20 protein-coding genes are annotated in these 23,547 nt (G+C 42.5%); 12 read left to right on the top strand and 8 right to left on the bottom strand.

What is annotated here, in order from left to right; all coding sequences use genetic code 11:
* Positions 1-257 precede the first annotated feature (257 nt).
* The gene (locus M2273_RS25625) at positions 258-947 is read left to right on the top strand and encodes an SIMPL domain-containing protein (RefSeq protein WP_429400624.1); all 690 of its coding nucleotides are present in this window, start codon (positions 258-260) and stop codon (positions 945-947) included.
* Positions 948-1,189: 242 nt separating this feature from the next.
* Positions 1,190-1,564: a DUF6249 domain-containing protein gene (locus tag M2273_RS25620; protein WP_429400623.1), complete on the top strand. Its 375-nt coding sequence runs from the start codon at positions 1,190-1,192 to the stop codon at positions 1,562-1,564.
* A gap of 56 nt (positions 1,565-1,620) precedes the next feature.
* On the opposite strand, the gene M2273_RS25615 is transcribed toward M2273_RS25620, so the two are convergent.
* Positions 1,621-2,136: a DinB family protein gene (locus M2273_RS25615; RefSeq protein WP_429400622.1), complete on the bottom strand. Its 516-nt coding sequence runs from the start codon at positions 2,134-2,136 to the stop codon at positions 1,621-1,623.
* Positions 2,114-3,328 carry a sensor histidine kinase gene (locus M2273_RS25610; protein ID WP_429400621.1) on the bottom strand — a complete coding sequence of 405 codons (1,215 nt, stop codon included), beginning with the start codon at positions 3,326-3,328 and terminating at the stop codon, positions 2,114-2,116. The genes M2273_RS25615 and M2273_RS25610 overlap by 23 nt, the downstream gene beginning before the upstream one ends.
* A 221-nt stretch (positions 3,329-3,549) precedes the next feature.
* On the opposite strand from M2273_RS25610, the gene gltX reads away from it, so the two are divergent.
* Positions 3,550-5,073, top strand: a complete 1,524-nt coding sequence (gltX, locus tag M2273_RS25605; protein ID WP_429400620.1) for a glutamate--tRNA ligase — start codon at positions 3,550-3,552, stop codon at positions 5,071-5,073.
* Between the two features lie 282 nt (positions 5,074-5,355).
* Here the strand turns inward: gltX and M2273_RS25600 are convergent, their stop codons facing one another.
* Positions 5,356-5,565, bottom strand: coding sequence for a hypothetical protein (locus M2273_RS25600; RefSeq protein WP_429400619.1), 210 nt, complete (start codon positions 5,563-5,565; stop codon positions 5,356-5,358).
* Between the two features lie 306 nt (positions 5,566-5,871).
* Here M2273_RS25600 and M2273_RS25595 point away from each other — a divergent pair, with 306 nt between their 5' ends.
* A complete protein-coding gene (locus tag M2273_RS25595; RefSeq protein ID WP_429400618.1) occupies positions 5,872-6,285 on the top strand; it encodes a hypothetical protein in 414 nt (137 codons plus the stop codon).
* A gap of 201 nt (positions 6,286-6,486) precedes the next feature.
* Here M2273_RS25595 and M2273_RS25590 read toward each other — a convergent pair whose 3' ends face one another.
* Complete coding sequence (locus M2273_RS25590) at positions 6,487-7,044, bottom strand: hypothetical protein (RefSeq protein WP_429400617.1); 558 nt, start codon at positions 7,042-7,044, stop codon at positions 6,487-6,489.
* Positions 7,045-7,140: 96 nt separating this feature from the next.
* Positions 7,141-8,466, bottom strand: a complete 1,326-nt coding sequence (locus M2273_RS25585; protein ID WP_429400616.1) for an APC family permease — start codon at positions 8,464-8,466, stop codon at positions 7,141-7,143.
* Between the two features lie 167 nt (positions 8,467-8,633).
* Here M2273_RS25585 and M2273_RS25580 point away from each other — a divergent pair, with 167 nt between their 5' ends.
* Positions 8,634-9,680 carry a hypothetical protein gene (locus tag M2273_RS25580; RefSeq protein WP_429400615.1) on the top strand — a complete coding sequence of 349 codons (1,047 nt, stop codon included), beginning with the start codon at positions 8,634-8,636 and terminating at the stop codon, positions 9,678-9,680.
* A 79-nt stretch (positions 9,681-9,759) separates the two neighbouring features.
* Here the strand turns inward: M2273_RS25580 and M2273_RS25575 are convergent, their stop codons facing one another.
* The gene (locus M2273_RS25575; protein ID WP_429400614.1) at positions 9,760-11,514 is read right to left on the bottom strand and encodes a M61 family metallopeptidase; all 1,755 of its coding nucleotides are present in this window, start codon (positions 11,512-11,514) and stop codon (positions 9,760-9,762) included.
* A gap of 168 nt (positions 11,515-11,682) precedes the next feature.
* On the opposite strand from M2273_RS25575, the gene M2273_RS25570 reads away from it, so the two are divergent.
* The 6 genes from M2273_RS25570 (at position 11,683) to M2273_RS25545 (ending at position 18,995) form a co-directional block, all read left to right on the top strand.
* Positions 11,683-12,117, top strand: a complete 435-nt coding sequence (locus M2273_RS25570; protein ID WP_429400613.1) for a MarR family winged helix-turn-helix transcriptional regulator — start codon at positions 11,683-11,685, stop codon at positions 12,115-12,117.
* Positions 12,118-12,156: 39 nt separating this feature from the next.
* Positions 12,157-13,239 (top strand): efflux RND transporter periplasmic adaptor subunit, encoded by a 1,083-nt coding sequence (locus M2273_RS25565; RefSeq protein WP_429400612.1) that lies wholly within the window; start codon positions 12,157-12,159, stop codon positions 13,237-13,239.
* Positions 13,240-13,244: 5 nt separating this feature from the next.
* On the top strand, positions 13,245-16,373 hold the full coding sequence (locus M2273_RS25560) for an efflux RND transporter permease subunit (RefSeq protein ID WP_429400611.1): 3,129 nt from the start codon (positions 13,245-13,247) through the stop codon (positions 16,371-16,373).
* 5 nt (positions 16,374-16,378) lie between these two features.
* Positions 16,379-17,698: a TolC family protein gene (locus tag M2273_RS25555; RefSeq protein ID WP_429400610.1), complete on the top strand. Its 1,320-nt coding sequence runs from the start codon at positions 16,379-16,381 to the stop codon at positions 17,696-17,698.
* A gap of 65 nt (positions 17,699-17,763) precedes the next feature.
* Positions 17,764-18,144, top strand: coding sequence for a response regulator (locus tag M2273_RS25550; RefSeq protein ID WP_429400609.1), 381 nt, complete (start codon positions 17,764-17,766; stop codon positions 18,142-18,144).
* Positions 18,141-18,995 (top strand): BadF/BadG/BcrA/BcrD ATPase family protein, encoded by an 855-nt coding sequence (locus tag M2273_RS25545; RefSeq protein WP_429400608.1) that lies wholly within the window; start codon positions 18,141-18,143, stop codon positions 18,993-18,995. The genes M2273_RS25550 and M2273_RS25545 overlap by 4 nt, the downstream gene beginning before the upstream one ends.
* Positions 18,996-19,274: 279 nt before the next feature.
* Here M2273_RS25545 and lnt read toward each other — a convergent pair whose 3' ends face one another.
* Positions 19,275-20,897, bottom strand: a complete 1,623-nt coding sequence (gene lnt, locus M2273_RS25540; RefSeq protein WP_429400607.1) for an apolipoprotein N-acyltransferase — start codon at positions 20,895-20,897, stop codon at positions 19,275-19,277.
* Between the two features lie 268 nt (positions 20,898-21,165).
* Entirely contained in the window at positions 21,166-21,894 is a 729-nt protein-coding gene (gene rsmI, locus M2273_RS25535; protein WP_429400606.1) for a 16S rRNA (cytidine(1402)-2'-O)-methyltransferase, read from the bottom strand.
* Positions 21,895-22,044: 150 nt separating this feature from the next.
* Here rsmI and serS point away from each other — a divergent pair, with 150 nt between their 5' ends.
* On the top strand, positions 22,045-23,316 hold the full coding sequence (gene serS, locus M2273_RS25530; RefSeq protein WP_429400605.1) for a serine--tRNA ligase: 1,272 nt from the start codon (positions 22,045-22,047) through the stop codon (positions 23,314-23,316).
* Positions 23,317-23,547 lie beyond the last annotated feature (231 nt).

Genomic DNA, 23,547 nt, shown 5'->3' with positions numbered 1-23,547 from the left:
CATGTAATAATCCTCTCCAAAGGAGCGGACTTTATTTTAACCCAAAACAAACTGTAGCTTTATATAAGCTAAACTGTCATGATATAAACAAATAAATCATCAGCCCTGTTACATATTAAACCCTAAGCACGTTATCATAGTCACATACCATATTTAATATTTATAAAACAATCTATCACATGAAACCGGCATGAGCAGCCTTAAAAAACAAAACATTGCTCCTGCTTGCTTCATCCATTTAAAAAACAATTTATCACATGAAAAAGTTACTTATCCTTGCCGTATCACTTATGTTTACTTATGGCGCTTTTGCACAAACGGTTGATCTGCGCCGCAAAATTGAAGTTACCGGCATTGCCGAACAAGAAGTTACCCCCGATATTATAAATGTGTCTATCTCGTTACAGGAATACATGGACGGTAAAAAACGCGTTACTATTGATGTATTGGAAAGCCAGCTTGAAAAAGGCGTAAAAGAGGCGGGTATTGCCAAAGACGATTTTACAATGAATAATGTATCGGCCTGGAACAATACTTATCAAAAGAAAAAAGCACCAGATTTTTTAGCCAGCAAACAATACCTTATTAAGGTACGTGACCTGAACAAGTTTAACCAGATACTGGCTAAGGTTGACCCTAAAGGTATACAGTCAACCAATATTGATAGCTACGATTATTCAAAGATCAACGATCTGAAAAACGACCTCAAATTAAAAGCCTTACTATCCGCCCGCGATAAAGCCACATTCCTGGTGAACGGATTGGGCGACAAGCTGGGTTCGGCACTTAATATTACTGAAAGCGACAACAGCAGCTTTCCGCAGCCACGCACCATGATGATGTTTAAATCGGCAGCCGCCGATGCATCTGGTCCGGCCGAATCAGACATCGACTTTAAAAAGATAAAACTGAGTTTCCAGATACAGGCTGTATTTGAAATAAAGTAGCCCCCCGGCCCCCTAAAGGGGGAGTTTTTAAATTACTTGAACGTCATGCTTTGTAAGCATGGCGTTTTTTGTTGGATTAATGCCAATTAAAGAGCTCCCCCTTTAGGGGGCTGGGGGGCTCAATCTTTTTTTTACAAAAGGGTGTAACCTGTTTTAAAACAGTGTGGTCATAGTTTACAAATACACCACATTGGTGATTTTTAGAAAAGAAAAATTTATTAACTATTTAAACATTAAATATTATGGGCGCAGGTGAATTAGGGGTATTGGCAGGAATAATAATCCCCCTCAGCTTTTTTATAATGATCTTCGGGATCGTTTACTTGAACAAACGCGAAAAACTGGCAATGATTGAAAGGGGAATGGACCCCCGGACCTACAAACCTCAGTCAGCACCTTATCAAAATTTAAAATGGGGGCTGTTACTTATAGGATCAGGTATTGGATTGTTTTTAGCCTTTATTTTAAACCATACCGCGTTTAATGACCTGGGTGACGATGTAGCTTTCCTTTTCATTTCTCTTATTGCCATATTCGGCGGCTTAGGCTTGTACCTATCTTACCGCATAGAAAAAAGGGAAGTATTGGATAAGGAAGACCAAACTTTAACAAAGTAAATATTATAACATGTCAAAAGCAAAATGCCCCGGTTAAAACCGGGGCATTTTTTTTACTAAGAAATTCCGTATTGCCCCTTAAAAGTGTTTAAGTGGTGCAGCTCATGCCCTGCCAACATATAAACAAATGCCCTAACCGAAAACAAATGGTTGCTGGCAATGCCTGAACGTAGCAACTGTTCGGCGGTAAAAGCCTTGATCATATATAAATTTGACTGTCTCGTAGCCTTAAACTCGGCAGCAAGATCCTGGATGTTCTGGCTGTTAAAATCAGTATTGTTTACATATATATCCTGATCAAAGCCGGGCAGCTCAATGGAGTTTCGCGAAAAAACCAGGGCGCGATAAGCAAATGTACGTTCAGTATCAATCATGTGGCCAAGGGCTTGCTTAACGGTCCATTTACCCGGGGCATAGGTATAGGAGGCCTGCTCATCAGTAAGATTACTGAATAACTTATAGCTCGATCCCATTGACTGCTCTAACAGTTCAATTACATTATTATCAGGAACCAGGTTAACATACCCGGCCGCAAATGGCGAATATTCATCAGGGTTTGGTTTGCTTATCATTGCGTGTGTTTTTTAAAACTATCCTAAATGTTGTTCCTTTACCTATTTCTGAATCTTTTACAAATATCTGCCCGTTATGGTAATTTTCTATCATACGTTTGGTTAATGATAAACCCAGGCCCCAGCCACGTTTGCGGGTAGTATATCCCGGCTGAAAAACGGTATCGAACTTGGAGCGCTGTATACCTTTGCCGGTATCAGTTACATCAATAAATACCTGGTTCTTTACTTTGTTGCCGCCTATTTCTATATGAATATTACCCTTACCGTCAATAGCGTTAACCGCGTTTTTGAGCAGGTTTTCGAGTACCCAATCAAACAGAGGAATATTAAGCCCGGCTTTAAGATGCGGATTACCGCTCATTTCAAAGCCGATGTTTTTACTTACACGTACTTTAAAATAGTCTACAAAGTCTTTTACCACTTCGTAAACGGGATGTTCTTCCAAAACCGGTTTTGATCCAATTTTCGAAAAACGGTCGGCTACAATTTCCAGTCGCTTTACATCATTCTCCATTTCGGCCACCAGCACATCATCTTCAGCATTAAACTTCTCCTTCATCAGCTCAATCCACGCCATTAACGATGATATGGGCGTACCCAACTGATGAGCCGTTTCCTTAGCCAACCCAACCCAAACCTGGTCCTGCTCAGATTTACGGGACGAGCTAAAGGCCGTATACGCCATCAGCAAAAATATAGCAATAACCGATAACTGGATATAGGGAAACAACCTTAATTGGGTAAGCAGGGGCGAATCTTTATAATAAACAAGCCATTGTGTACCCAATACCATTAATCTAATAGGCTCATGTTGTTTTTTCATGTAATCCAGTTCTGACTTAAAATAGTCCGGATCATACCTTTTATTCTTATTCCCTTCGGCTTCCAGCTTTATATTGGTTTTGGTAGTATCCAACCCGCGCTGTACAACAATTTCGCCTTCAGCATCCGTAACAATGGCGGGCACGGTGAGGCTGTCACGTACAGCAAAAACATAATTTAAAAAGTCGTTATCGTCTGAATTTAATACCTGTTTCATGCTCAATGCCCATACCTGCGCGCGCGTACGCTCGGAGCGGGCAATGTTTTTAACCAGGTAACTGGTATAAAATAGCGAACCACTGGCTATAACTGTCGCGAAGGCGAGCAGAAAGTATTTCCAGCGTTTTTTCTGTTGATATGGGTTCATACTGGCCAAGCCCCAAATAACGTAAAATTATTTCAAATGTGTATGCTGATGTGCAGATGTGCAAATTTCAGATGTGCAGATTATTGATTGAATGTCTTTTTCATCCGCACATCTGAAATCCGCACACCTGCACATCTGAAATCAGCAGATTTATCATATCATTTGCACATTTACAATCCGCGTATCTGCACATCCATTTTAAGTTTATCTTTGCCCCCATCATGACCGATAAAAAAGTAAGAGTTCGTTTTGCACCAAGTCCTACCGGTGGTTTGCACCTGGGCGGCGTACGCACCGTATTGTTTAACTATTTATTCGCCAAAAAACATAACGGCGATTTTGTTTTGAGAATTGAGGACACCGACCAAACCCGTTACGTGGAAGGCGCCGAAGAATATATTTTAGATTGTTTAAAATGGTGCGGCCTTCATCCCGACGAAAGTCCGGCTGCTGGTGGACCATTTGCACCTTACCGCCAAAGCGAACGCAAGGCCATATACCGCGAGTATGCCGAAAGGCTGGTAATGCAGGGACATGCATACTATGCTTTTGATACTGCCGAAGAATTGGATAAAAACCGCAAGGAGATCCCTAATTTTCAATACGGCCAGGCCTATCGCGATAGCCTGCGCAATTCACTCTCATTACCACAGCATGAGGTTGATGCGCTTCTTGACGCCGGTACGCCGCATGTGATCCGCATAAAAATACCAGCCGATGAAACCATCAGCTTTAATGATATGATTCGCGGGTACGTGAGTTTTGAAACCAACCAGGTTGATGATAAGGTGCTGCTTAAGGCCGATGGTATGCCTACTTACCATTTAGCTGTTGTGGTTGATGACTACCTGATGAAAATTTCGCATGCTTTCAGGGGCGAGGAATGGCTGCCATCGGCCCCCGTGCATTTGCTGCTTTGGGATTACCTGGGCTGGAAAGCCGATATGCCGCAATGGGCGCATTTACCTTTGATATTAAAACCCGATGGGCACGGCAAGCTAAGCAAGCGCGATGGTGCACGCCTTGGTTTCCCGGTATATGCCATGACCTGGTTCGACGCTAAAACTGGCGAGCTTACGCCTGGTTTTCGCGAGCTGGGCTTTTTGCCCGAGGCATTTTTAAACTTGCTGGCCACCCTGGGCTGGAACGATGGCACCGACCAGGAAATATTTACGCTGGATGAATTGATCCAAAAATTCTCTATTGAGCGGGTAAGCAAAGCCGGGGCCAAATTTGATTTTGAAAAAGCCAAATGGTTCAATGCCGAGTGGATAAAAAGACTTGATGCTGAAAACCTGAAACCGAAAGTTAAAGCTGTTTTGGAAGATAAAGGCATTGTTATTACCGATGAGGATTATCTTTCAACGGTTATTAACCTGATAAAAGACCGCTGTGTTTTATTGGCCGATTTTTATCAGCAGGCCGGTTACTTTTTTGAACAACCCAGGGAGTATGATCTGAATGCGGTTAAACCAAAATGGACCGATGCCAAAACTGATTTCTTTAACGCGCTTACCGCTTTGTTAAATAACGGCGAAGCGGCATTGGATGCCCATGAACTCGAAGCACAATTTAAGGCTCTTGCCGAAGAAAAGGGCCTGAAGGTTGGCGATGTGATGCTGCCCTTCCGCATTATGCTGGTTGGCGGTAAATTTGGTCCGCATGTATTTGATATAGCCGCGTTGCTGAGAAAATCAGAAACCATCAGCAGGATTGTGAAAGCTTTGGAAAGCTTCACTTCTTAATATTTTTTGTTATCCTGAGATATCAGAGGTATCTAAAGGTTAAATAAGGCAGGAAGCGGAGGCCTGTGCGATTCCCCTCTTGAGAGGGGTGGAGGGGTGTGTCCTTTTCATCGTACATATAAACACACCCCTGCCACCCTCGATTCCTACGCGCGCCCCTCTCAAGAGGGGAACTAAAAACAAATACGTCATGGGTAACGATAGCGAAGGATCTGTTAAGAGACTATGTATGTTGTGGAATAGATCCTTCGTTCCTCAGGATGACAAAACAATTTGATAACTCTACTTTTTTATTCCACTCAAAATTTCATTTACCCTACTGGTTGCTACACCTTTTTCCATAGCAATTTCAGATAATAATTGTGTTTGCGCTTTTTGATAACGCAAAAATGCAGGGATACTAAAAGTAAGCCGGATAATAAATATTAATGCAACAAAGCCAACTATATAAATAACAGGCAAAAGCATAAGGACAAATTCTGGAGCACCCATGTGATTTTAAGTTTAGGTTAATAAAACCAAGATAGCTTTTATTATTTTATAATATCGAAACAAACGTAATTCTCCCCTCGTATTAATGCAGATTAGGCAGCGTGGGTGGATGAGATATAGCCAATTATAATATTTTTGTTTTTACTTTAAATTAATTTATTGTTTAGAGTGGAAAATAACTGATTGTCAAGCAATTATTTGAACCTATAACGGTAGAGTTGTGTATCAATATTATTACAATTGGCGATAATATTTTGACCGAATGATATTTATGATTTACTTTTAAGTCCCCTTAATTAACTGGTTATGATCAGCGTCCGATCTAAGAATGTGTTATTGGTTGCTCCCGATACGTTTTCGGTTGAGTTACTGCCGAATAATAAACTTTTCAGGCACATTTCCACAACGGGCAGTATTTTCCCAGCTATACATGAACTTAAACCCAACCTGGTCATATTTGACTATGATCACCTGATTAAGGATATTGAAAAAATACTACGCCGTATAGGTACTAACCCCGCTTACAGTAAAATAAAAATTTGCTGCTACAAAAACACATCACACACAAAAACCGATAGCCTGTTAAAAGCGCTTGGGGTTGATTATATATTTTACCCGGAAGATCTTAAAAAATCTGCCGACAATAAAACTGCCACAGGTGTTTTTTCAAGCATTTTTGATGCCCCAATCATAAATCTGCTGGCAAGAGTATCGCATTAAAACCAACCTAAACCTTATCACTTTTTTAAATGCGGCCGGCTTATGGCCCTAAACCAATACCAATTGAAAAAACACTAAAAGGACGGAAAAGGTAATAGAAAAAAAAGTCTGAAACCTAAGCTGCCAAAACTGTAGATAGCACCCAGGCTTGTTCCATGAGAACGCAGAGGAAACTTATTTTTGGGCAAGTAGTGTTTTTGATTACTCTCCCCACAAGTGATAAATACTCATTGCTGTGCCACTTTTATTTAGCAGAATAAATCCATTTTCAGTGATTGAATTATCTGTACCTGGGTCTATTGTGACCCAATCAGTATCAAACTTAAAAACTGTTAGATCCGAATTTATTAATCGAGGGAAGTCACTATATGACGAATTATTTGATGGTGAAGAAGTAAAACCATTGTTTGAAAACGGGAAAATTGGACTGCCATAATAATTCCACCTTTTTAAGTCCTCACTTTTAATTGACAATGTGCCTTTGAATTTCCAACCGTTATTTAATGCGAATGACAGAATCTCTTTCGAAGTAAATGTATTTTGTTTTTTTGCCTTCCAAAATAAAGCTCTATGGCCGCCATTTGGCCCTTGGTCATTGATATCTTTTATAATTAAATCCTTATGAAAGTTTGCCCAAAATCCAGCTGGCAAAGCTTTATTACAAGACGATAAAAGAACAAATAAACTCAAAAGAATAGGAGTAAATAGCTTTCTATATCCAGTAGTGCAAGAAGGATATTTTTGTTTTGAATTTTTCAAGTGACAGGTTAAAAGTGAAAAATACGAATTTTACAAATATTTTCATAAATAGGATTCTTCCGGAGAGACTATTCCAATATATTTTTAGAGGAAACCTTATCCCTTTTTTAAATGCGGCCGGCTTATTAAAATGATGCGCCAGGCAACTTCGGCACTTAACAGCGCGGTTATGGCAAATACGGTTGCTTTCAGCGCTTCGGGCGTGGATGAAAGCGCACCGCCAAGGGCAACCGCGTAAACAATAAAAGGAAATAGCAATACCAGGCAAAGTGCTGTGGTGCTTAAAGGGATACGGAATGGCCGTACTTTATCCGGTTCATTTTGGCGGAGTTTTATGAGCGAAATATACTCTAAAGATAGCCCTGCACCGTAAACCGTTACATCAATAATCAGCAGGTCGGCAAAGGTCCATAATATCATTAAACTAACTACCAGCGAACAGATGATAATAGATATATATGGCGTTTTGAAACGGCGGTGCAGCTTGTTTAATCCGGCAGGTAGTAAATTATCCTCGGCCATTACCTGTGGCACCCGCGATACCGACAGCAATACTGCTGCATAAATACCCAGGGTGCTGGCCATTCCTCCCGCTGCAATTACTATCCCCAGCCAACGGCCGCCAATAAGTACACCCAGCGCCGGGAAACCATCGTTGGTTAAGGTATCATGATTAATGCCCGACTGTTGCGCTATCCAAACCACAAAGAAATAAACCACCATAACCAGTATAAAAGCAATGATCATGGATACCAGGTATGACCGCACCGGTTTTTCAACCTCTTCGGCATAGGTAGTGATGTTGTCCCAGCCCAGGCAATTCCACATTACCGTATAGAGCGCCATCCCGAAGGAGGGAAAAGTTATACCTTTTAACGAAGGCGCAGGTATAGATAAGTTACCACCATGATGATGAATGGCCAAAACAATCAATATAATAACAGGCGCCAACACAGCCGCGCTTAAAAACAACGACACCTTACCTACGGGCACAATACCCAATATATTTAACCCTGCCGACGCCCAAATAATGAGCAAACAAACCGGCACCTGGTATTGCAGCAAAACCGGGAAGAAAAACGAGGCATATTGTACAAACAGAACCGGATAAATAGCCAGATCAACAAAGGTATAAAGCCAGGTCCACCAACCCTCGTAAAAACCCCAGCGGGTACCCAAAGCGTATTTCACCCATTTATAATAACCACCGGTTATGGGCATCATACTGTTTAGCTCCAACACGGTAAATATGGCGGGCACATCCCAAAGCAGGGGTGTTAATAACAGCAACACCAACGCGCCATGATCGCCGGCATAGCTTAATAATGGCTCCAGCCCATAAGGACCTCCTGAAACTGTAAAGAAAATAACAGCAATAAGCTGTATGGGCCTGATCTTTCTTAACGCGGTTGCTGATGGCATAAGCTATAAAAATATAATTTATGCGGTATTTATTAAAGTAATGTGTTTTTATTTAAAACAGGCCATAATATTTAATATCACATATTTATACAGAATAATATACAACCCAGCCATAGTTAATTAATTGAAGGTGTTAATATTTAACTTCATATTAAACTTTAACCAATATGAAAACAAATAGTAAACCTATCCTACTGCTTAGCATTAGTATTATTTTATTTATCGCTGCCTGTAAAAAAAACACAGAAGCTCCTTCACCAGTTGCTGACTCAGATAAATTGGGTGTAACGAGTATAACAGCCGCAGCAATAGCTCATACCTCCTTAACGGTGGTTACCTTTGCCGGGCGTGTAAATTTATTTGGAAATGCTGACGGCTCGGGTAGTTCGGCCCGGTTCAATTATCCCGTAGGAATTGATTTAACAGACGATGGGACACTCTATGTGGCCGATAGTTATAATAACAAGATCCGCAAAATAACACCGGACAATGTGGTGTCAACAGTACCTGTCCCTAATGCAAGCGATGGCAGAAGTTTGTTGTTTCCTAAACTCGTAAGGGTATCAAAAGACGGAACCATTAATATAATAACAGATGGAAGCCATATTATTTGGATCCTGAAACCGGGAGGGGCACTGTCGACACCATCAATTTTAACAAGCGGCGATGGCGAATACTACGGGATTACCTCTCTGGAACATGATCCCTATAGTGATGTTCTTTGGATGAGCACCAATGCCAGCTTCCGCAAATTTTTGCCGGATAATGCCGGAAATATTGGAACAAATCCATACTATGTTCCTGTCGACTCATTAAAATATTTGCCAAACCCTTTTACATCGTATCACATTCAGACCCTTTATTGCGCATATAACGGAATAAAATATTTGGCTATGGACGGTAAACATATATACAAGTACACTCCATCCGGGTTATTTACCGAAATTTATAAAGACTTGAAATTTAATGGCATTACCAGCATAGTAGCTTCAAAAGATAGCCGGGTTTTATATATCGCCGACCAGGGGGCAATAAAAAGTATAGTTAACGGAAAACTTCAATTTCTTGTAGGGCCAAATAATAGATATCCTTATGGCATTGATGGAATTGGGTCACAAGCAGGTGTTTATGCCCAGAGTCTGGCGTTATCAAAAGACGAAAGTACAATTTACTTTAGCGACAACTCCAGTATCCGGAAACTCTATTTAAGGTAATTATCAGCATAAATAATATTTATACAGAAAGGGGCTGTTTATGATTATAAACAGCCCCTTTTTTTTATTTTTATTCCAGTTACAAACTCAACCACTTCTTCTGCACAAGCAATTGCTGTGGGGTGGTGCTATCAACAGGTACAATTTTATATTTTACCCGTGCGTTTTTCAGTAAGGTAACCGGCAAAGTAATTGTCAACCCATCGCGTATAAGGGTTACGTTAACTTTATCGCCCGGCTTTTTGCCGTTCAACATGGTGGCGGCATCCGTAATGGGGTTATCATCAATCGCTGTAAGTTCATCGCCAACATTAATGCCATCAATGTAAGCGGCGGTACCGCGCATAACGGTAGTAACAATAATTTTTTTATTGCCATTGGTTACGGTTGTTAAACCCAGGGCCGGGTCACTGTTATCGGCAAGTTCATCGGTTATTTTATAACCGGCATAGCCCAGGTATTTATTATAGTCAACCGGGGTAAGGCCATTGATGTAATTTTTATAAAAATCATCCAGCTTTTTACCTGCAAACTTTTCACAAGCTTTTTTAAATTCAGTATCGGTGTAGCCGCGTTTTTTGGTTTTATAATACTCTGCGTACATGTATTTCATCACATCATCCAAAGAATGAACGCCTTTGGTGTTGTTAATGATCTCCAGATCGAGCATCATTGCTATAATCGCGCCCTTGTTGTAGTATGATATGGTAGCATTGTTGGAGTTTTCATTTGGCCGGTATGCCTTTATCCACGCATCAAAGCTCGATTCGGCTACGGTTTGCACGTTTTTTCCCGGCAGGTTTTCCAGTATGTTAAATTCGCTAACCAGTACATCCAGGTAGTTTTCGGGTGGATACAGGTTGGTACGGCGCACCACTATCCCCTGGTAATATTCCGTAAAACCTTCGGCTATCCAAAGATTAGTAGTGTAGTTTTCGGTATCATAATTAAACGGACCTAAAACTATGGGGCGTAAACGTTTTACATTCCATAAATGGAAGTGTTCATGTGCCACCAGGCCCAAAAAGTTTTGGTACCCTTTTTCGGTTCCGTAAGCATCGCGCGAGGCGCCTAAAACGGTTGAGCTCAGGTGCTCCAGGCCGCCGCCGCCCCTTAAGTGGTTATGTACAATAAAAACATAATGCTTGTTCGGGTTTTCGCCATAAATGGCCGCTTCCTGTTCCACAATTTTGTGCACATCTGCTTTAAGGCGTTCCTTATCATAATTACCGCCGCCATACATACATATCTCATATTTTACACCCGATGCATCAAAGCCAAAAACATCCTGGTTACCCACCTCAATAGGCGAATCGAACAGGATATCATAATTGGGAGAAACGCGTGTGAAAGAATCGCCGTTAACCATTTCCAGACTGGTTGAAACCCTGGACCAATCCTTATAAGGTTTTATATGGATGGTTGAAGGCTGGTGCAGCATATTGGCCGGATAAATAAAGATACCCGATGACGACAGGAAGCCGTGCGATGCATCAATATAGCTGGTGCGTACCGAAATTTCATTAGCATAAACACGGTATTTAATAGTTAGAGCCGATATGCCTTTGGAGGCAATGCGCCAGGTATTTTTGTTGATCTTGGGCGATGCCAACGATTTTCCACCCGCATCTACGCTAAACGATTCAATATTTTTTGCAAATTCTCTTATCAGGTACGAGCCCGGTGTCCAAACCGGCATTTTAAGGTCTAATATGTTTTGTTTTAAGTCTGAAATATGCATTTCGATATCAGCATAATGCGCCTGAGCTTCGGGGAAAGAAACAGTGTAAGATATGGTAGCAGTACTTTGCGCTTTACTGACAGATAGATTCATAAAAAGTAACATTAAAGAAAAAGTAATGATAAGTTTATTTGGATTCATGGCCGCAATTTAAAAAAATTATAGCTTCAAAAAAGTTATGACCCCGCTTTGACACTTGTAAAATGGTTGATACATGCAACTATTTTTACAGGGTACTGCTTATGTTTGTATCATTATAAAATGCAATTGATAGAACCTATTTCAAGGAAGTTGATACGTCTTGGTAAACTATACCAAAGTGTACTGGCTAAACATACAGCGCACCTGGATGTAAACCGGTATCACTATATATTGTCACTTATTTGTTATCATGATGGGCAGCTATCACAAAAAGCACTGGCAGAAATACTGGGTAAAGATAAATCGGCTATGGTAAGCATTATTAACCTGCTTACCGCCAAAGGATTTGTTTACCGCGAAAATAACCCGAACGACCGCCGTGAACAATTGTTGAAAGTTACTGACAAAGCAAAGCAAGCCGTACCGCATATTGTGGAGACCTTTAAAAATATCAATACCAATATTACAGAAGGCATATCTGCGGCAGATATGAAAACATTTGAAAGTGTTTTGTTGCGTATGCAAAGCAACATACAGCCATTCACAACACCCTAATCAGCTATAAACTATATCACAAAAAATGATTGATTCAATATGAGAACAAGGTATATCATTTACACTGCGCTGGCATTGCTGGTTGCTTATTTAATTTACAACAAGTTCTTTAGCCAAAGCGCCAAAGAGTCTGCTGCGGCTATGGCTGCCGGCGGTAAAGGCGGCAAGCGTAAAAGCGGCCCTGTAGCTGTGAACATTCTGATTGTAAAGGATACCGCCGTAAACAATATTATTGATGTAACCGGATCAATTGATGCTAACGAAAAGGTAAGCCTGGTGAGCCAAACCGCAGGCAATATTACAGGTATATATTTTAACGAAGGCGGCAAGGTGCAAAAAGGGCAATTGCTGGTCAAGGTATATAACCAGGACCTGGAAGCGTCCCTGCAGCAGGTTAAATATCAGGAAACACTGGCCAAACAAAATGAATACCGCAATAAAATATTACTGCAAAAAGAAGCTATAAGCCAGCAGGAATATGATACCTCATTAACCTCGTTAAACTCATTAAAGGCACAGGCCGATGTAATAAAAGCCCAGATATCGCGCACCGAGATCCGGGCACCGTTTTCGGGCACCATCGGGTTAAGGAATGTGAGCCCGGGTAGTTACCTATCGCCACAATCACCTATCGCGCAACTGGTAAATATCGACCCGGCGAAGGTTACTTTTTCGGTTCCTGAAAGGTATTTATCCATCATTGGCCCGGGTAGTAAGATCAGGTTCAATACCGAAAGCTCAAGGGAAAATTTTAACGCCACCGTTTATGCCATTGAGCCATCAATTGATGTTAATTCGCGTACAATTACCGTGCGTGCAAAAGCACCAAACCCAAAAGGCCTGCTTACCGCGGGCAGCTTTGCCAAGATTAATTTAACACTTGATCAAATACCAAAAACAATTTTATTACCAACTGAAGCGGTTATACCCGATTTAAAAAGCAGCATTGTTTATATTTATCATAACGGTGTTGCTGCAACCAAAGCGGTAAAAACCGATATGCGTACAGATACCAAAATACAGATCATCAGTGGATTAAAACCGGGTGATAGCGTGGTGGTATCAGGCCTTATACAAATGCGACCAAAAGTTCCTTTAAAAATTGTTAAAGTAATTAAGTAAACACCATGAGTTTATCCTCAGTTAGTATAAAAAGGCCGGTACTGGCAACAGTAATGTCAGTAGCTATTGTTGTGTTTGGCATCATCGGCTATAAATTTTTAGGGGTGCGGGATTTCCCATCGGTTGATCCGCCTATCATTTCGGTATCAACCAGTTACTCTGGCGCCAATGCCGATGTAATTGAATCGCAAATTACCGAGCCGCTCGAAAAATCAATCAATGGTGTACCGGGTATCCGCAACATATCGTCAACAAGCTCGGTTGGTTCCAGTAACATTACTGTTGAGTTTGATCTTGATGCCGACCTTGAAACTGCTGCCAATGACGTACGCGACAAGGTATCACAGGCACAACGCCAGTTACCGCAAGATATTAACGCCCCGCCAGTAGTAACCAAAGCCGATGCCAGCGCCGATAACATTATTACCTTAACCGTTAGCAGTAACACCCGTAACATTAACCAGCTGGATGATTATGCCGAAAATGTATTACAGGAGGGCCTGCAAACTATACCAGGGGTAAGTACCATCAATGTACAAGGGCAACGTCAGTATGCTATGCGTTTATGGATCGATCCAAACAAACTATCGGCACTGGGCCTTACCGCTACCGATATAGGAGCCGCCCTGGCAAGAGAAAACGTAGAGCTGCCTGCCGGTAAAATTTCAGGTAACAATACCGAGGTAACCATCAGGGCGCTTGGTAAGCTATCAACCGAAAAAGACTTTAACAACCTTATTATACGTGCAGATAGCAGCCGGGTAATACACCTGAGCGATATTGGTTATGCGGTTTTAGGATCGGCCAATGAAGAAACCATATTCAAAGAATCGGGCGTACCCATGGTGGGTCTGGCCATTGTTCCACAGCCCGGCGCCAACTATGTCCAAATTGCCAAAGATTTTTATAAACGGCTTGACCAGATTAAAAAAGACCTGCCGCCAGATATTACTGTTAAGGTAGCGTTGGATAATACCCGCTTCATTAACCAGTCTATCTCCGAAGTACAAGAAACGCTTATTATTTCATTTGTACTGGTGGTAATTATTATCTACCTCTTCTTCCGTGATTGGCTTATCGCTTTCCGCCCGTTAATTGATATCCCGGTTTCATTGATAGGGGCCTTTTTTATCATGTATGTTTTCGGGTTCTCCATCAACATATTAACCCTGCTGGGTATTGTGCTGGCAACGGGACTGGTGGTTGATGATGGTATTGTGGTAACGGAAAATATCTATAAAAAAGTAGAAGCGGGTATGGCTATCCGCAAAGCAGCCTTTGAGGGATCGGCCGAGATCTTTTTCGCGGTAGTATCCACATCGGTTACACTGGCGGCTGTGTTTTTACCCATTGTATTTTTACAGGGCTTTACGGGCCGTTTGTTCCGGGAGTTTGCGGTAGTGGTAGCCGGGGCGGTGTTGATATCGGCATTTGTATCATTGTCATTAACACCAATGCTTAACGTAAAACTGATTCGCAAAAGCAACAAGAAATCAAAGTTTTATGAACGTACCGAACCCTTCTTTGTAAACATGACCAATTCGTATACACAAACGCTGGTTAAGTTTATGAAGGTAAAATGGGTGTCGTTTGTTATACTGGCTGTTTCCCTGATCATCATTGGCGTATTGGTAAACGTTATCCCATCTGAGCTGGCTCCGTTAGATGACCGCAGCTTGTTAAGGTACAGCGTTACGGGCTCAGAGGGTGCCACCTACGAGTACATGACCAAATACATGGACAAGGTGGCCGGCATAGTTGATGATTCCATACCTGAGGCAAACGTGAACCTCGAGATCGTATCGCCTTCATTTGGCGGTGGCGGGGCTGCCAACTCCGGTTTTGGCCGTATTGGTTTGGTTCCACCTGATCAACGTAACCGCTCACAGCAACAAATTGCCGACTGGATGAATAAAAAATTAAGCCGGATGCCTGATGCCCGTGCCATTGTAGTACAGGAACAAACCATAAGTGGCGGCGGTAGCGGTTCACGAACCTCGTTGCCGGTTCAGTACGTAATTCAAAACCAGGACTTTGAAAAAATAAGGGCGGTATTGCCCAAGTTTTTTGCCGAGGTTTCCAGAAGTCCTGTTTTTCAAGGCACGGATGTGAACCTTAAGTTTACCAAACCCGAGCTAAGGGTAATAACAGACCGTGACCGCGCCCGTGACCTGGGTGTATCTGTTGATGATATAGCCCAAACCCTGCAGTTGTATTATAGCGCCGGCCGGTTGGATTATTTCCTGATAAACGGAAAACAGTACCAGGTAATAGCCCAGGTTGACCGGGCCAACCGCGATCAGCCGCTGGATTTGAAGTCGGTTTATGTACGCAGTACTAAGGGCGGCCTGGTACAGCTGGATAATGTGGTAAAAGTTTCTGAAGGCGCTACGCCGCCGGCTATATACCACTTTAACCGTTATAAATCGGCAACTATACAGGCGGGTTTAGCCCCAGGCCGTACCGTGGGCGATGGTATTAAAGAAATGGACCGGATTGCGGCCAGTATGCTCGACGAAACATTCAGCACGGCACTAAGCGGTCCATCACGTGATTATGCCGAAGGTTCATCAAATATTTTGTTTGCCTTTGGTTTTGCTTTGTTGCTGATATACCTGGTACTGGCAGCACAATTTGAAAGCTTTATGGACCCTTTTATAGTGATGCTTACCGTACCGCTGGCTATTTCGGGCGCGTTTTTATCGCTTTGGCTGTTTAACCAAACGCTTAATATTTTCAGCGAGATTGGTATCATAACCCTTGTGGGGCTGGTAACCAAAAATGGTATCCTCATTGTAGAGTTTGCCAACCAGCGCATGGAACATGGCATAGCAAAATATGAAGCCGCCGTTGAGGCCGCTACAGCCCGTTTGCGTCCCATTTTAATGACCAGTTTAGCCGTGGTGCTTGGTTCTGTTCCAATTGCGTTTGCATTGGGAGCCGGTGCAAAAAGCCGCGTATCATTAGGTATTGTAATTATGGGCGGTATGCTGTTTTCGCTGGTGTTAACGCTTTATATTATTCCGTTGATGTATGTGATATTTGCTTCAAAAACCCGTCGCGATCCTGACCATGAACCAGAGGATGTCGAGAAACAGGAAGAAAAAACACCAATACTGATTGAAAACCTTTAAGCAATATGATCACTAAAAAAATAGCTTTCTTTATTTTTTGCAGTATAGCTCTCAGTGTAAAAGCATGGGCACAGGATGCGCCCATGCTTACCCTGAAAGACGCGGTAGAGATAGCCCTGAAAAACAACTATAATATAAAGCTGTCGCAAAATAACTCGGCCATTGCATCAAATAATGTAACCCTGGGTAATGCAGGCGTACTACCACAGGTTAACGGCAATTTTGCATCAACCAACAGCAGGCAAACCACCAAACAAACCCGTAATGATGGCACCGTTAATAACATCAATAATGCCAAAAACTCAAACATAAATTACGGCGTAAATCTTAACTGGACAGTTTTTGACGGCTTTAATATGTTTGCCAATTATGATCAGTTAAAAACCCAGGATACTTTAGGAGCTATACGGTTAAAGGACACCATTCAAAGTACAATTGCCAATGTAATTACTACTTATTATGATCTGATCAGTCAAACCGAGCAAATAAAAGCGTTGAAGGGAGCTATTGATATTTCACGCACCCAGCTACATTATGCCAATGATAAATTTCAGGTGGGCAGGGCTTCAAAATTGGATGTTTTAAACGCGCAGGTAAACCTGAACACGGATACCGCCAACCTGGTTACACAATATCAGCTGTTTAAAGCGGTAAAAATTCAGCTTAACCAGTTATTGATCCGCGATCTGCAAACAGATTTTTCTGTGGCCGATACTATCGTGATTGATGAGAAATTAATATTAGCCGATGTTATTAATAGCGCCCAACTGCAAAACCCGGCAATTTTGTCGGCACAAATAAATAAACGCCTGGCCGAAATTAGTTTAAAACAAGTACGCTCAACCCGCTACCCCCAGGTTGCCGTAACATCCGGCTATACTTTTAGCAATAATAAAACACCGGCCGGCTTCACGTTGTCACAAAACACACACGGCTTAAATTACGGCTTAACAGCAACCATTAATATTTTTGACGGCTTTAACCAGAACCGGCGCGAAAAAAACGCGAAAATACAGATCGATAATGCCACTATTGATGCTAAACAGACCAAACTGAATATTGAAGCACAGATCAGTAATTTTTTTGTAAGCTATTTATCCGGGCTCGATTTGATAAAGCTGGGGCAGGCCAATGTGGTCATCGCTAAAAAGAATCTTGATATATCATTAGAAAAATATAAACTGGGTAATATTACCCCTTTAGAAATAAGGGAAGCTCAGCGTAATTACCTGGATGCCCAGTCAAAGTTTTTTGCAGCCCAATACCAGTCAAAGCTTGCCGAAGTAACTTTAAAGCAAATTACTAACAGCATCAGTATTAATTAAGACGAATAAGTATTTATTTATAGTGTATGTTTTTTAAATTGTTTTAAAAAGCTACTTTTGAAATAATGTTAAATCCCTACAAAACCTGCCTGTTGATCGATGATAATTACATCGACAACTTTATTACGCGCAGGATTTTGGAAAGCAGCCATTTTGCCGAGCAGATCATTGTCAGGCAATCGCCTGCTGAGGCTATTGAGTCGCTTAGGGAAGGTAGTATAAAACCTGATGTTATATTTTTGGATATCCGTATGCCCGTGATGAACGGATTTGAGTTTTTGCGGGAATATGATGCGCTTTTAATTGATAAAAACGATACAAAAATATTTATGCTTTCTTCATCCCTCGATCCTATGGATATGAAGCAATCATTAGGGAATAAATATATTACCCAGTTCATACATAAGCCATTAACCCTTAAAGCGCTTGAAGAAATTTGTCCATGATCTTAGTTGCCGATAGCGGATCTTCAAAAACAGACTGGCTGCTTAGTACCTCACCGCAGGAGTCTATATCATTTAAAACCGCCGGATTAAACCCATACTTTTTAACCGAAAAGGAAATTGCAAAAATAATACAGGAGCAAGTGCCTGATATGGTAGCACATGCCAATGAGGTTACTGAGATATATTTTTTTGGCGCTGGCTGCTCCAGTCCAGACAGGCATGAGATAGTTTCGAATGCCATAAGCCAGTTATTCAGTAAAGCCTTTATAAGTGTTGACAGTGACCTTTTGGGCTGCGCCTACGCTACCTGCGGGTATGAAAAAGGCATTTGCTGTGTAATGGGAACCGGTTCAAATATTTCTTTTTTTGACGGCGAGAGCATACACGATGGGCAGCATGGTTTGGGTTTTGTTTTAGGAGATGAAGGCTCTGGCACCTGGTTTGGCAAGGCCATGATCACCGATTTTTTATACGGCAATATGCCTGTCGATATCAGCCAAAAGTTTGATGAAGCTTATGGGCTTAACAAAGAGATCGTGATCAAGAATGTTTATCAAAAGCCCAATGCCAATACCTATCTGGCCTCATTTTCTAAATTTGTAAGCGAAATAAAGGCAACTCCTTACGGACAGGCACTATTGGAAAAAGGCTTGCTGGAATTTATTGAAAGCAATATTAAATCATACCCGGAGTACCATCGGTATAAATGCCATTTTGTGGGCTCCATTGCGTACTTCTTTGCCAACGAGCTTACCGCACTTTGCCAACAACAGGGCGTAAAAACCGGCAAGATCATCAAACAACCCATCAATGACCTAATGGCGTTCATTTTGAAACGGAACGGGTTGTAGCATTATAAATTTGTCATCCTGTGTAATCAAATCCGAGGACTCTGAAGGAGAAATGACGTTGCTAAAGAGACTGTCATGCTGAGCCTGTCGAAGCATAACGGGCAAAGGCTTATGGGGTTTACTGTTGATGAAAACAAGCACGTCATGGGTATGAACGAAGATCTGTTATCGAATATGCAAATCGCATAATAGATCTTCAAACGTTCAGTATGACAAGTTGAATATTAAAGAAAAATCCTGTTAATCCTTTAATCAGGTGAATCCCGGTTCAGACAAAAATCACGCAACCACCCTTTTCCTAAATCGCCCTTTCACTATAATAAAAACAATCAATAAAACCGCGATAAAGCTGCCTGCTTTGGGCAGGTAATCGCCATGCTCCACGTAAAAGGTAAGTTCGGAGTTAAGGTTAATATCCTGCTTAATGGCTGTTTTTGTCCACCATTTGGTTTTTTGTACCACATCGCCGCGCTGGTTTATAAAAGCAGAGATCCCGGTATTGGCCGACCTTGCCACCCAACGACGGGTTTCAATGGCCCGCAGCTTGGCATAATCTAAATGCTGGTCTTTGCCCGAGGTATTTTCCCACCAGCCATCGTTGGTAATAATGGCTATGAACTGCGCGCCCTTACGTACCGAGCGGGCCACATACTCGCCCCAGATAGATTCAAAACAAATAACAGGGTCGGCACCAATTCCGCTTTGCGAATAAAATACATCCGCATCCGCCTGACTGCCATATGCGCCGGTAGCACCACCCAAATGTTCAAATACCGGCTTCAGGAACGATAAAGTATTGCCAAAAGGCAAGGATTCGGCGCCCGGTACCAGTCGCGATTTGTGGTAGATCTGCACATTGCCACTGTTTTCAATAGCCAATGCCGAGCTAAAACTATCCGCAAACATACCAGGTTGTTGTGTTGGACTGGCCGTTGGGGTAGCCCGTGAATTATAGAAGCGGTAAGTTTCTCCGCCGGTTATCAGTGTGCTGTTTTTGTATTTACCTAAAAAATATTGCGCCTGTTTAAAGTAAATATTGTTGTTGATACCGTCCTCGTTCATATAATCCGGAATGGCGGTTTCGGGCCATAAAAAAAACTCGGTATTGGGCTGGGCCACACTCCGCGACAGGTGGATCATGATATCCAGCTGCAGGTTCACCGGTATGCTCCCCTCCTTTTCATAAGGATCAATATTGGGCTGAACCGCCACGATGTTAGATGGATTTTTTTGCTCGGTATAATTATAATAAGTGAATAACGAAAAACCAAGCGGCAGCAGCAATAACAGGGCAAACGCCGTGATCAACTTTAATCTTTCCGTTTTTAATTGCGCTTCGCGCAGACCAACATATATTAAAAACGCCAGGATATTTAATCCCCATACCCAAATAGTACCACCATAAACGCCGGTGTACTCGTACCATTGCACCCACTGATGGGTTACCGCAAATCCGTTGCCCAGGGTCATCCAGGGAAAGTTCAGGTCCCAGCTTTGGTGCAGGTATTCATAGCCTATCCACAAACAAACCAACCCAGCCAGCCCCCAGCCGCGATTAGTTACTAACCTCAACCTGTAATATAACCAGCAAGCCGTAGCCATCAGCAATGGCCCTAATGCGTAAGGGATCAGTGTAATGGGGATGGCTATCAGATTACCAACTTGCTTCAGCGCGTTATACACCCAGTAAATAGAGGCTGTGTTCCAGATAAAAAAACCAATAAAGGTCACATTAAATACCTGCTTCCCTTTTTTGGGGGATGCAGACTGAATAATGTTTTCCATGGCCAACAGCATCGGCACAAAACCAATAAACAGCAGGAAAGTAGTATAAGGCGTAGGCGGCCATGCTATCCACAGCAATAAACCGGAAAGTATGGCTAAAGGAAGGTTTTTTTTCATTTGTTAGATATTGAGCCCACTCAGCCCCATCAAAGGAGAGAGCCTTGTTTGTCCTCTTTTATTATTATGCTATATGTCATTGCGAACGCAGCGTGGCAATCTCATCATGCAAGTCTGCTACCTGTCCTGTGAGATGCTTCGTTCCTCGCAATGACATGTTTTATTTCTTTTTGTTCATTTATCCAAGCTGTCATGCTGAGCCTGTCGAAGCATGGTGGGCGGCCTCTCCGCACTTCCTTCGACAGGCTCAGGATAACAGGCCCTCTTTTTATTCAGAATCCTCTTCTTCTCTTTCTTCTCTGTATTTCTCCTTTGTTGTTTTTGGCGATGCTCCCGCCACACAAATCACAAACTCACCTTTTACCGGGTGTGTTTCAAAATACAACTTTACTTCGGCCACCGTACCCCTAACGGTTTCCTCAAACATTTTGGTGAGCTCGCGTGAAACGGAAAGTTGCCTGTCGGCGCCAAAATAGGTAGCCATTTCGTCGAGCGTTTTCAGTAAACGGTGCGGCGATTCATATAGTATAATAGTACGCTCCTCTTCAGCCAAAAACTTGTAGCGGGTTTGGCGGCCTTTTTTCAACGGCAAAAACCCTTCAAAGCAAAACTTATCGGTAGGGAAACCTGAGTTCACCAGTGCCGGTACAAAGGCCGTTGCACCAGGCAGGCATTCCACCGCGATATTAAATTTTAAAGCCTCGCGCACCAGGTAAAAACCGGGATCAGATATGGCTGGCGTACCGGCATCTGATATCAGCGCGATATTTTTTCCTTCCAGTAAAAATTTTACGATCTCGTTTGACGATTGGTGCTCATTATGCTGATGGTGCGAAAACACCTTTTGATGGATGTCGAAATGTTTCAGCAAGGGAGCAGATGTGCGCGTATCCTCGGCCAGTATCAGATCGGCTTCCTTTAAAACACGGATGGCTCTGAGGGTGATATCCTCCAGGTTGCCTATTGGGGTGGGAACTAAGTAAAGTTTACCGGGCATTCAGTTTCGGGTTGTGAGTTATGAGTTGTGGGTAGTAACTGCAAAAGTTTAGTGTAAATACGCCTATATAATTAGCACTATTTACAAAAAACTCATAACTCACTACTCTAAACTGCCAACTCGTTATATCTTTGTCGAAAAAATAAAATAATGCTGCAAGTTAGTTATATCCGTGATAACAGGGAACAGGTTTTGGAACGTTTGGCTGTAAAAAATTTTAAACAGACCGGACTGGTTGATGAAATTCTTCAATTAGACGATAAACGCCGTCAAACTCAAACCAGCATGGATAACATTTCGGCCGAGGCCAATGCAGCCGCCAAACAAATTGGCGATCTGATGCGCGCCGGTAAAAAGGATGAAGCCGAAGTTATCAAATCAAAAACCGGTACCTGGAAAGAAGATATCAAAAAACTTGGCGAACAGTTAGCTTTTACCGAAGAAGAACTGTACCAAAAACTGGTATTGCTGCCCAACCTGCCACATAGCTCAGTACCTAAAGGCTTAACACCTGAGGAAAACGAAGTGGTGCTTGAAAACGGTGCAAAACCCGAACTGCCTGCCACTGCCCTGCCCCACTGGGAGCTTGCCGCAAAATATAACCTGATTGATTTTGAACTGGGTGTTAAAATAACCGGTGCCGGTTTCCCTGTTTATAAAAATAAAGGCGCCAAACTACAACGTGCACTCATCAATTACTTTATTGACGAGGCCGAAAAAGCGGGTTACAGCGAAGTAAGCGTTCCCTTAATGGTAAACGAAGCATCTGGCTTTGGAACATCACAATTGCCAGATAAAGAGGGGCAAATGTACTTTGTTGGACTTGATAATTTATACCTGATACCAACCGCCGAGGTGCCTATCACCAACATGTTTCGCGATGTGATATTAAAAGCTGATGAATTGCCGGTACAACATTGCGGGCATACACCATGTTTCCGCCGCGAGGCTGGTTCTTACGGCGCCCATGTACGCGGCCTGAACCGCTTACATCAGTTTGATAAAGTGGAGATTGTACAGGTGGCACACCCTGATAAATCATACGAAATATTGGAGCAAATGAGCGCCCATGTGCAAGGCTTGCTGCAAAACTTAGGCTTACCTTATCGCGTACTGCGTCTTTGCGGCGGCGACATGGGTTTTGGCTCTGCCTTAACCTATGATATGGAAACCTGGAGCGCGGCACAACAACGCTGGCTGGAGGTATCATCCGTATCAAACTTCGAGACATTCCAGAGCAACCGCTTAAAATTACGTTTCCGCAACGCCGAAGGTAAAACCCAACTGGCCCACACCCTAAACGGCAGCGCCCTGGCCCTGCCGCGTATTGTAGCTACCTTACTTGAAAACAACCAGACCGAAAAGGGGATTAAAATACCTGAAGTACTGGTGCCTTATACCAAGTTTGAGTGGATTGATTAGCCCCCCGGCCCCCTAAAGGGGGAGTTATATGCGTGGTGTTTTATTCAATTGTCATTCTGAGCGATAGCAAAGAATTTTTATGCCGAGGTTTGTGTCTTCACAAACCTCTTATCATCTCTGCAGTCGCTCGGCTGGAGCCGAGTGACCATTATTACCAGGCCTCCGGCCTGCGAGGTTGATAAGAAATAACTGCGGCGGGACGCCGGAAAATAGCAGTCACTCGGCTGGAGC

This window comes from Mucilaginibacter lappiensis (assembly GCF_050433765.1).
Classification (GTDB): Bacteria; Bacteroidota; Bacteroidia; order Sphingobacteriales; family Sphingobacteriaceae; genus Mucilaginibacter; species Mucilaginibacter lappiensis_A.
Note: the sequence above shows the minus strand (reverse complement) of the source record. Positions and strands in the feature narration are given on the sequence as shown.